The sequence below is a fragment of the uncultured Planktosalinus sp. genome (assembly GCF_963973675.1).
Lineage (GTDB): Bacteria > Bacteroidota > Bacteroidia > Flavobacteriales > Flavobacteriaceae > Planktosalinus.
This window is the reverse complement of sequence record NZ_CAXBAN010000427.1, coordinates 1-2,015: the sequence shown is the minus strand read 5'-3', so window position 1 is coordinate 2,015 and position 2,015 is coordinate 1. Positions and strand designations below refer to the sequence as shown.

Here is a 2,015-nt window from a genome sequence, read left to right as displayed (position 1 = left end):
CCGTCCTCGGGAATACACATATTGGGGTGCGATAAATAATAAGTGCCAATTGCCGGGTTCAGTGTGAAACCGTTCACCCCATGGCCGGTGGTATAAACTATCATTGTTGAGGTTCCATATATAATATAACCTGCAGCTACCTGGTTCACTCCGGGTTGTAAAAAATCTTCAAGTGTTACCGGAGTTCCTGCCGGAGTGATTCTTCTGTAAATTGAAAAAATAGTTCCAACAGAAACATTGACATCGATGTTTGAAGAACCATCCAGCGGGTCAATTAATACCACATATTTATTTTGATTGTTTTTTTCACGTCCGGAAATGGTTATAAAACCATCGTTTTCTTCAGAGGCTATGCCACACACAATTTCTCGGTTGGTCAGGGTTTTGATAAATGCTTCGTTGGCAAACACATCCAGTTTTTGCTGTTCTTCACCCTGAATATTTTTGTCGCCAAAGGCACCTAAAATATCTACCAAACCGGCTTTGTTTACCTCGTGGTTTACTACCTTTGCGGCCAACCTGATGGAGTTGATCAATCGGGAAAGTTCGCCGGATGAGTAAGCAAAATCCTTTTGGTTTTCAATGATAAATTCGCCTAATGTTTTGTTATGGTCAGCCATTTTTGGAAAAGATGTGGTTTTGCATACAAAAGTACATGAATTTTTTCCATTCATACCTAAGAAGTAAAATGTAAAAAATTTATGTGTTTTCCCGATGCAAGATTGGAATTTGTATTTTATATTATACAAAATTTTAGTCTAAAACAGAGGAAATATCGATATTTTTGTGAAGAATGAAGTGCAATTTGGGAATCAATTTTTGAGTTATGAAATATAAAATAAGGGAAAGTAAAAAAGTAGACATGCCTCAAGTGCTCGTTTTAATCAAAGAGCTGGCGACCTTTGAGCGCGAACCTGATGCAGTGGTCGTTACTGTTGAGGAACTTGAAAAAGAAGGCTTTGGTGAAAACCCGCTCTTCAAATGTTTTGTTGCTGAGGTCGAACACAAAATCGTGGGGATGGCCCTGGTTTATTTCAGATTTTCAACATGGAAAGGCCGCACCATCCACTTGGAAGACCTAATTGTAAACAACGAAATGCGAGGCACTGGAATAGGCAGCGCCCTCTATCAGGAAGTGTTGAAATATGCTAAATCCCAAGGTGTAAAAAGAGTGGAATGGGTGGTGCTCGATTGGAACGAAGGGGCGATTAAATTCTATGAGCGCAGTGGTGCCAAAATATTAAAAGACTGGCGTACAGTGCATATGGATGAAAAAGGAATCACAAATTTCTTAGACTTTAATTAATGCGTGTATTTAAATTTGGCGGGGCTTCAGTAAAAGATGCCGCAAGTATTAAAAATGTAAAAACTGTCCTGGAAACCACCGGATTTGAAAACCTCGTGGTAGTCGTTTCGGCTATGGGAAAAATGACCAACGCACTTGAAAATGTGGTTTCAGATTATCTAAATAAATCATCTGAACTGCAAGCGTCGCTGGCTTTTGTTGTAGATTATCATTACCAAATCCTTCAGGAGCTTTTTCCAGAGAAAACAGACCCTGTATATGCTGAAATAAAAAATCTTTTTGAAGAATTAAATTCATTCTTTGAATTGAACAAGTCTACTTCTCATGCTTATGTATATGACCAAGTGGTATGTTTTGGGGAGTTAATCGCAACTAAAATAGTTAGTCAATATTTAAACCAACATAAAATCGAAAACAGTTGGTTAGACAGCCGTGAATGCATCAAAACAGATAGTAACTACCGGGATGCCGGTATAGACTGGAATCAAACTCAAAGCCAAATCAAAGATTGGGTAAATACTAAAGCCTTAACAGTTACACAAGGGTTTTTAGGTTCCAATGATAACAACTTCACGACGACTTTAGGAAGGGAAGGAAGTGATTATACTGCTGCTATATTTGCTTATAGTTTAGGGGCTGAAAGTGTAACTATTTGGAAAGATGTTCCCGGGGTACTGAACGCCGACCCTAGAAATTTTGAGAATGCCCA

The 2,015-nt window shown here is 38.7% G+C and carries 2 protein-coding genes and 1 pseudogene; 2 read left to right on the top strand and 1 reads right to left on the bottom strand.

The window, feature by feature from the left end; genetic code table 11:
• Nucleotides 1–620 (bottom strand): class 1 fructose-bisphosphatase (locus AACY61_RS12960; protein ID WP_339612000.1); only part of this gene is annotated, 620 nt, incomplete at its 3' end.
• Between the two features lie 206 nt (nt 621–826).
• On the opposite strand from AACY61_RS12960, the gene AACY61_RS12955 reads away from it, so the two are divergent.
• Both AACY61_RS12955 and AACY61_RS12950 read left to right on the top strand, forming a co-directional pair.
• Entirely contained in the window at nt 827–1,306 is a 480-nt protein-coding gene (locus AACY61_RS12955) for a GNAT family N-acetyltransferase (RefSeq protein WP_339611999.1), read from the top strand.
• A pseudogene (locus tag AACY61_RS12950) lies at nt 1,306–2,015 on the top strand (aspartate kinase); the annotation flags it as partial. The gene AACY61_RS12955 and the pseudogene AACY61_RS12950, both read left to right, overlap by 1 nt.

What these genes read in the sequence shown, in the direction of transcription:
- AACY61_RS12955 (WP_339611999.1), top strand. Translation starts at nt 827, where the DNA reads ATGAAATATAAAATAAGGGAAAGTAAAAAAGTAGACATGCCTCAAGTG.